The following is a 7441-nucleotide window of genomic DNA, read 5'->3' as shown; positions in this document are numbered from 1 at the left end:
GCGCTTGAACTCGCGACCACAACGCCCGACGCGCGCGAATATGAGACGACAACGCTCAACGCGTCTGACGACTCGATGTTTGCCCAGTTGGCGGAGACGAGAGAAACGCATTGGACGTTTTCGGCGATATTTCACGCGCACTGGACGTCGTCGATGGCCACACACACGCGTCGGACGCAATCGGCGGTTGCACGCGCGCGTTCGACGTTGTCGCGGCCCCGACGCACGCGTCGGACGTAGTCGCGCCCCCACCGCACCCGTACACGTGCGCATGCAACGCAAGCGAGCCGGGCCGCATCGCTGCGACCCGGCCCGAACCCCGCCGTAACATCCACGCGCAATCCACCCGCGTGCAAACGAGAGCGACTAACCCCCCAGATAGGCCCTCTTCACGTCGTCGTCGTGCAAGAGCGCGGCGCCCGTGCCGGTCTTGCTGATCGTGCCCGTCTCGAGCACGTAGCCGCGGTCGGCGATGGAGAGCGCCATCGAGGCGTTCTGCTCCACCAGGAGGATGGTGGTGCCCAGCTTGTTGAGCTCCTTGATGATGGAGAAGATCTCGTCCACCAGGATGGGGGCGAGGCCCATGGAGGGCTCGTCCAGCATGAGGAGGTCGGGCCTGCTCATGAGGGCGCGACCCATGGCGAGCATCTGCTGCTCGCCGCCGGACATGGTGCCCGCAGACTGCCCCACGCGCTCCCTCAGGCGCGGGAAGTGCTCATAGACGACCTCGAGGGTCTTGGCGTTCTCGTCGTCGCTCCTGGTGTAGCCGCCCATGTCGAGGTTCTCGGCCACGCTCATGCGCGTGAAGACGCGACGACCCTCGGGGCAGAGCGCCAGGCCCCTCTCCACGATCTTGTGGGGCTTCACGCCCACGATGCTCTGTCCCTTGAACTCCACCTCGCCGCCCACGGGCCTGAAGAGCCCCGCGATGCAGTTGAGCGTGGAGGACTTGCCCGCCCCGTTGGCGCCGATGAGGGTGACGATCTCGCCCTCCTCGATGTCGAACGAGATGCCCCTCACCGCCTTGATGGCACCGTAGGAGACGTGCAGGTCGCGCACGGAAAGGATCTTGGACACCTACCTCACCCCCTGCTTGCCCAGGTACGCCTCGATGACCCTTGGGTCGTTCTGAATCTCGTCGGGCGTGCCCTTCGCGATGATCTTGCCGTAGTCCAGCACGCCCACGACCTCGCAGACGCCCATGACCAGGTTCATGTCATGCTCGATGAGCAGGATGGCGATCTGGAACTCGTCGCGGATGCGCTGAATGTTCTCCATGAGCTCTTCGGTCTCGTTGGGGTTCATGCCAGCCGCGGGCTCGTCCAGGAGCAGCACCTTGGGATGCGTACCCAGGGCGCGCAGGATCTCGAGGCGACGCTGGGCCCCGTAGGGGAGGTTGCCCGCCTGGGTCTTGGCGAAGCCCTCCATGTCGAAGATGCGCAGCAGCTCCATGGCCTGGTCGTGGAACTCCACCTCCTGCCGCCAGTGCTTGGGCAGGCGGAAGATGTCGTCCATCAGGTGCGTGGACATGGAGTTGCCCAGGCCCACCAGGACGTTCTCCTCGACGGTCATCTGGTTGAAGAGGCGGATGTTCTGGAAGGTGCGGGCGATGCCCATCTTGTTGACCTGCACCATGGACTTGCCCGCCGTGTCGTAGCCGTCGATGAGGACGGTGCCGCGGGTGGGCTGGTACACGTTGGTGAGCAGGTTGAAGATGGTCGTCTTACCGGCGCCGTTGGGACCGATGATGCCGGATATCTCGGTCCGGCCCATGGCGATGTTGAAGTCGTCCACGGCGGTGAGGCCGCCGAAGTCGATGCCCAGGTGCTCGGCCTGGAGCACGGGGATCTTGCCCATGTCGCGCTCGGGGATGAGGTTGGGCGTCTCCATCTGGACGAGGACGGAGTGCCTGCGCTTGGAGTTCGTGCTAGGCATCGGCTCGCACCTCCCCTTCCTTCGCAGAGCCTGCCTTGGGCCTGACGCCGCGGATGCGGTCGATCCAGGAGGTCAGCGAGAAGTCGTAGGTTCCCAGGAGCCCCTGGGGACGGAAAATCATGGTGATGATGAGCACCACGGCATAGACCACCATGCGGTAGTCGGCGAAGGCGCGCAGGGCTTCGGGCAGGATGGTGAGCACGGTCGCCGAGATGACGGAGCCCAGCATGGAGCCCATGCCGCCGAGGACGACCATGACCAGCACCTCGATGGACTTCATGAAGCCGAACTTGGCCGGCGCCATGACGCCGATGCAGCCGGCGTAGAGCCCGCCCGCGATGCCGGCGAAGAAGGCCGAGACCACGAAGGCGAGGGTCTTGTAGTAGGTGGTGTGGACGCCGGAGGCCTCGGCCGCGATCTCGTTGTCGCGGATGGCGAGGATGGCGCGGCCGTGGCGCGACTTCATCATCGTGTGGATGAGGAAGAGCGAGACGGCGACCACCACGAAGGTGTTGAGGAAGCTCGTGTAGCTGGGGATGCCCGTGAGGCCCTTGGCGCCGCCCGTGAGGTCGAAGCCCAGGACGCCGTCGATGTTGAGCATGACCACGCGGATGATCTCGGCGAAGCCGAGGGTGATGATGGCGAGGTAGTCGCCCTTCAGGCGCAGGGCGGGGATGCCGATGATCACGCCGCAGACGGCGGCCACGATGCCGCCGAAGAGCAGGCCGCAGGCGAAGAGGGCCGTGGCGGCGGGGCTGCCCGTGACGAAGTCGCGCGCGCCCACGCCGAAGACAGGCTGCAGGCGCATGATGAAGATGGCGCAGGAGTAGCCTCCCACCGACATGAAGCCGGCGTGGCCCAGCGGCAGCTGGCCCAGGTAGCCCGTGGCGATGTTGAGCGAGACGGCCATGATGACGTAGATGCCAATCTGCTCCAGCACCGAGGTCTGGTAGCGGCTGATGGCACCGCCGTCGATGAGCAGCTCGCCCACGACGAGGAACGCGAGCACGAGGAGGACGTTTATGGCGTAGCGCACGGGCATGGAGAGGGGCTTCTTCTCCCCCGCCCCTCCGGCCACGGTGATGACCGGCTTGGAATCGGGAACTTCCTTGACCATGGGTCGACCCCCCTACACTTTCTCGCTCATGGTGTGACCGAGGATGCCCGTGGGCCTCACGATCAGCACGATGATCAGGAGCAGGAACACCACTGCGTCCTTCCAGACGGACAGGCCGATGGCCGAGACGAAGACCTCGGCGAAGCCGACGAGCAGGCCTCCGATGACGGCGCCCGGTATGGAGCCGATGCCACCGAGCACGGCGGCGACGAAGGCCTTGGTGCCCAGCATGACGCCCATGGTGGGCGTGGCCTGCGAGTACGCCATGGAGTAGAGGACCGCGCCTATGCCGGCGAGGGCGGAGCCCATGGCGAAAGTGAACGAGATGGTGGTGTTCACGTTGATGCCCATGAGGCGGGCGGCGCCCATGTCCTCGGACACGGCACGCATGGCCTTGCCGAGCTTGGTGCGCTGGACCAGGAAGGTGAGGATGGCGGTCGAGACCGCGGTCACCGCGATGGTGAGGAGCGCCGTGGGCGAAAGCTGCAGGCTGGCGACCTCGATCGTGCTGGAGTCGATGAAGGAGGGCACCACCTTGGCGTCGGCCCCGAACACCAGCTGGGCGCCGTTCTCGAGGAAGTACGAGACGCCGATGGCGGTGATCAGGATGGAGAGGCGCGGGGCGTTGCGCAGGGGCGCGTAGGCCACCTTGTCGATGAGCACGCCCAGGAGCGTGCAGCCCACGACCGAGAGCAGCACGGCCAGGACGGGGCTGAGCCCCAACTGAGACATCACGATCCAGGATATGTACGCACCCACCATGATGATGTCGCCATGGGCGAAGTTGAGCAGCAGGATGATGCCATACACCATCGTGTAGCCCAGGGCGACGAGTGCGTAGATGCTGCCCAGCTGCAAGCCATTGAGCACCTGCGTCAAGAACGTCACGGCAAACACTTCCTCTCTCTTGCTCCTGGGCGCCACGGCCATGCGGGGCGGGCGCCTGGTTGTGGCCCCCAGTCTAGGGGAGAGGGGCCGTCGACCTCACGGCAGGGGCGCCGGGAGACAGGCCCCCAGCGCCCCGTGCGATTCTTTGGATGGTGCCTACTCAGCCTCGATGGTGTCGAAGACCTCCTGCTTGCCGCCCTTGAAGGTGATGACCAGGGTCGGCTTGACCGGGTCGCCGCTGCCGTTGTACTTGATGGTGCCAGTCACGCCCTCGGCCTGGCCCTTGGCGATGGCGTCGATGACGGCCTGGCTGTACTCGTCGCTGCCGGCCTTCGCGCTGCCGGCCTCCTCCACCGTCTTGATGCCGTTGAGTAGGACCATGGCGGCGTCGTAGCCCAGGGCGCAGAAGTTGGTGGGCGCGCTCTTGTACTCGTCCTGGTAGGCCTTGATGAACTGCTGGACCTTCTCGTCCTGGTTCTCGCTGACGAAGGAGCAGTCGTAGAAGCAGCCCTCGAGGTCAGCAGCGGAGGCGTACTCCTCGCTGCCGCCCACGATGTTGGACCAGCCGTCGGCCCCCAGGAAGACGCCCTTGTAGCCGAGGGCGCGGGCCTGGGTGACAATCTTGCCGTCGTCCTGGTAGTAGTTGGGGGCCAGGATGGCGTCGGGGCTGGTGGCGATGATGGAGGTCAGCTGGGCGTTGAAGTCGACGTCGCCCGCGGCGTAGGCCTGCTGGGTCGTGACGGTGAGGCCCTTGGCCTGGGCCTCCTCGACGAAGGCGTTGTTCACGCCGACCTCGTAGTCGCCGCCGGAGTTGTAGATGGTGCCGACCGTCTTGTATCCCTGTTCGGCGGCGAAGTCCGCCATGAGCTTGCCCTGGTAGGGGTCGGTGATGCAGGCGCGGAAGGCATTGGATCCATAGCTGATGAAGTCGGCCGCCGTGGCGGATGCAGACACCAGGGGCATGTTGTCGGTGACGGAGGCCTGCGCCACCGCGATGGAGGGCGTGGAGGTGACGTCGCCGATGATGCCCACGACGCCGTCCTCGACCATCTTGTTGTACACGTTGACGGCCTCGGTGGCGTCGCCCTTCTCGTCCTGGGTGTTGAGCTCGACCTGCTTGCCGTTGATGCCGCCGGCCGCGTTGACCTGCTTGACGTAGAGCTCGGCACCCTGCCTCACGGCGAGGCCGTACTGGGCCACGTCGCCGGAGTACGGCCCCATCAGGCCGACCTTGATGACGGAGTCGTCCGAACCGCCCTTCTTGGAGCCACAGGCCGCAAGGATGGAAGCACCACCCAGTCCTGCAGCAGTCGCGCCAGAGAGCTTGACGAAGTCGCGCCTGGAAAAGTTCGTTGCCATGCTTCCTCCCTTGAAGATGGTCGTGTTGGCTGACAAGGCTACTGTAGGCGGACGGGTCGCAATCACCCTCGGGGAAGTTCAAGGTTTTTATTTCTGTAACACGGGCTTCGCGCGCACGTAACGCGCCGGGCGGGCCCGGGGCGGGACGGGCCGCCAGGCGCGCCTAGGCTCGGGACGGATGCCGGCGGCGCCAGAGGGCCAGGCAGGCCAAGGCGAAGCAGGCACCGCAGAAGTCGATGAGGACGTCGCGCGGCTGGCCCGCGCGTCCGGGCACGAAGCGCTGGATCGTCTCGTCCGCCACGGCCACCGCCAGCGGGTACAGCGCCGGGACGAGCCGCAGGCGCCGCGTCCTCGCGCTCGGGAGGGCGTCGAGGGCGCGGCGGGCGAGAAGGGCCAGGACCGCGTACTCGCCGAAGTGGGCGCACTTGCGCACCATGAAGGTCACCGCGTTGGCGTCGGTGATGCCGAGGGTATGGAGGAAGGGCGCCAGGAGGCTTGCCACGAGCCCGCTCTGGGCCGAGGACGCGGGCCCCGCCACGAGCGAGTTGCCCCAGACGAAGGCCGTCCAGAGGAGGACGGCGGCCACGCGGGGCGCGAGTCGGGGCTCGCGGCGACGGGCCTCCCTGAAATCGGGCACCGACTAGGCCTCGTTGGCGGCGAGCGCCGGGGCGAGGTGGCGAGGCGCGTGGGCCGATGCCCTCTCCTGGGCGTGGGGGCGCGCGGAGCGGCCGCGGAGCTTGCCCGTGGACCTGAGCTCCTGGCTGCCACCCTCGATGACCTTGAGGTAGTTCCTCGAGCTCGCGCGCGCCGACTCGGAGGAGTTCTGCGAGAACTCCTGGTCGAGGAGGTAGTCGACGTAGGTCTCGGTGTCTACGACCTCGGGATGTCCCGCCGGGGCCCTGAAGGGAATGAAGCTCGTGGGGTTCTCGAGGCCCTCGGGCTCGTCGATGGTCTCGGTGCCGCCGATGGCGTCGCCGAAGCTCGGGAGGGGTGCCACGGCCGCCACGGGCACGGACGCGATCTGGTCGATCCTCTCGCCCATGGCCTTGAGCGCCTGCTCCCAGATGTCGTCGTCGAGCTCGCGGGCGCTGCGCTGCTCGGGGTAGGCTCCCTGGTCGACCTCGGCGACGCTGTGCGCGATCCGCGCGGCGCGCGAGGGCGTGGGGGGCGCCGCCTTGCGGGAGGCACCCCGGCCCATCCAGCTGGGCACGGAGGGCAACGGATCGTCGTCGGAGGGCTGGGCGTCCGTGCCGCCGCGCCTGGCGGTGTCCTGTGCACCCACGAGGCGCACGGAGTCGCCCATGCGCGCGTTCCACCAACCGGTCCCCACGTCTCCCACGGAGCCGTCGGCGCGCTCGATCACGGGAAGGCCCTCGAAGCGGTCCCCTCCCAGGCGCTCGGAGAGCACCTCGCGGACGCCGCGGGCGCGCTGGGCCATGCGCTCGGCGAAGCTCGCGCGGCGGACGTAGTTCTCCGCGACCTGCGTGTAGTCGGTGGCGACGTGCGCGGGACCGGACATGAAGGCGTTCCAAGCCTCCTCGTCCACCTCGGAGCGCTCGGCGTCGCGGCGGGCGGCGGCCCTGCAGGGCTCCTCGGGCTCTTCGGGCCCCTCGGCGGCATGGGCGGCCGCCTCGCCCTGGCCCTGTCCGGCCCTGCGGAAGTGCTTTCCGCGCGGGAGGTCGTCCCCCTCCCCCGCGTCGTCCGACGCCGCGACATGGTCCGAGACGGGAGCGGGCGCGGGCTTGGCGATGACGGGCGCCGCCTGCTCGGAAGGTCTCACGTCGCCCGTGCGCGGCTCGGGCTGGGTGGCGCGGACGGGCGCCCTGCGCGCGACCTCCCCCTCGGCCTGCCTGGCGAGCATGCGATGCAGGATGACGGCGCTCGTCCCCGCGGCGGCGGACGCCCCCACCACGACGCCGAGGCCAAACTGCACGACGAAGCCCAGGGTGGACTCAGGCGAGAGGAACGCCAGGTCCGACTGCGCGCTGGCCGCGAGGGCGAGGCTGGGGGCGGAGCCCATCGCCACTCCCATCAGACCTGCCACGATGGCCGGACAACGTCCCTCTCGACACATGCGGATGCACCTCCCATGCGGGCTCGGGCGCCCATGGACGGGAACGCGTGGCGGAGCAGGAGAGGCAG

The 7441-nt window shown here is 67.8% G+C and carries 8 protein-coding genes; 1 reads left to right on the top strand and 7 read right to left on the bottom strand.

Features of this window, described 5'->3' with window-relative positions; genetic code table 11:
* The coding region (locus HMPREF1868_RS09950) for a hypothetical protein (protein WP_231782234.1) at positions 1-240 on the top strand (240 nt) is incomplete at its 5' end.
* A gap of 126 nt (positions 241-366) precedes the next feature.
* Here the strand turns inward: HMPREF1868_RS09950 and HMPREF1868_RS02475 are convergent.
* The 7 genes from HMPREF1868_RS02475 to HMPREF1868_RS02445 all read right to left on the bottom strand — a co-directional run bounded on the left by HMPREF1868_RS02475 (position 367) and on the right by HMPREF1868_RS02445 (position 7319).
* The gene (locus HMPREF1868_RS02475; protein WP_009279489.1) at positions 367-1077 is read right to left on the bottom strand and encodes an ABC transporter ATP-binding protein; all 711 of its coding nucleotides are present in this window, start codon (positions 1075-1077) and stop codon (positions 367-369) included.
* Positions 1078-1935, bottom strand: a complete 858-nt coding sequence (locus tag HMPREF1868_RS02470) for an ABC transporter ATP-binding protein (RefSeq protein WP_062530041.1) — start codon at positions 1933-1935, stop codon at positions 1078-1080. It abuts the gene before it with no gap.
* Complete coding sequence (locus HMPREF1868_RS02465; RefSeq protein WP_062530037.1) at positions 1928-3052, bottom strand: branched-chain amino acid ABC transporter permease; 1125 nt, start codon at positions 3050-3052, stop codon at positions 1928-1930. The genes HMPREF1868_RS02470 and HMPREF1868_RS02465 overlap by 8 nt, the downstream gene beginning before the upstream one ends.
* A gap of 12 nt (positions 3053-3064) precedes the next feature.
* A complete protein-coding gene (locus HMPREF1868_RS02460; protein ID WP_062530035.1) occupies positions 3065-3982 on the bottom strand; it encodes a branched-chain amino acid ABC transporter permease in 918 nt (305 codons plus the stop codon).
* 114 nt (positions 3983-4096) lie between these two features.
* The gene (locus HMPREF1868_RS02455) at positions 4097-5299 is read right to left on the bottom strand and encodes an ABC transporter substrate-binding protein (protein WP_062530033.1); all 1203 of its coding nucleotides are present in this window, start codon (positions 5297-5299) and stop codon (positions 4097-4099) included.
* Positions 5300-5462: 163 nt separating this feature from the next.
* The gene (locus HMPREF1868_RS02450) at positions 5463-5936 is read right to left on the bottom strand and encodes a VanZ family protein (RefSeq protein ID WP_082719483.1); all 474 of its coding nucleotides are present in this window, start codon (positions 5934-5936) and stop codon (positions 5463-5465) included.
* Positions 5937-5939: 3 nt separating this feature from the next.
* Positions 5940-7319, bottom strand: coding sequence for a hypothetical protein (locus HMPREF1868_RS02445; RefSeq protein WP_231782232.1), 1380 nt, complete (start codon positions 7317-7319; stop codon positions 5940-5942).
* Between the last annotated feature and the right edge of the window lie 122 nt (positions 7320-7441).

Source organism: Olsenella sp. DNF00959, from assembly GCF_001553055.1.
Taxonomy (GTDB): Bacteria; Actinomycetota; Coriobacteriia; order Coriobacteriales; family Atopobiaceae; genus Olsenella_I; species Olsenella_I phocaeensis.
This window is presented reverse-complemented; position numbering and strand designations above follow the sequence as displayed.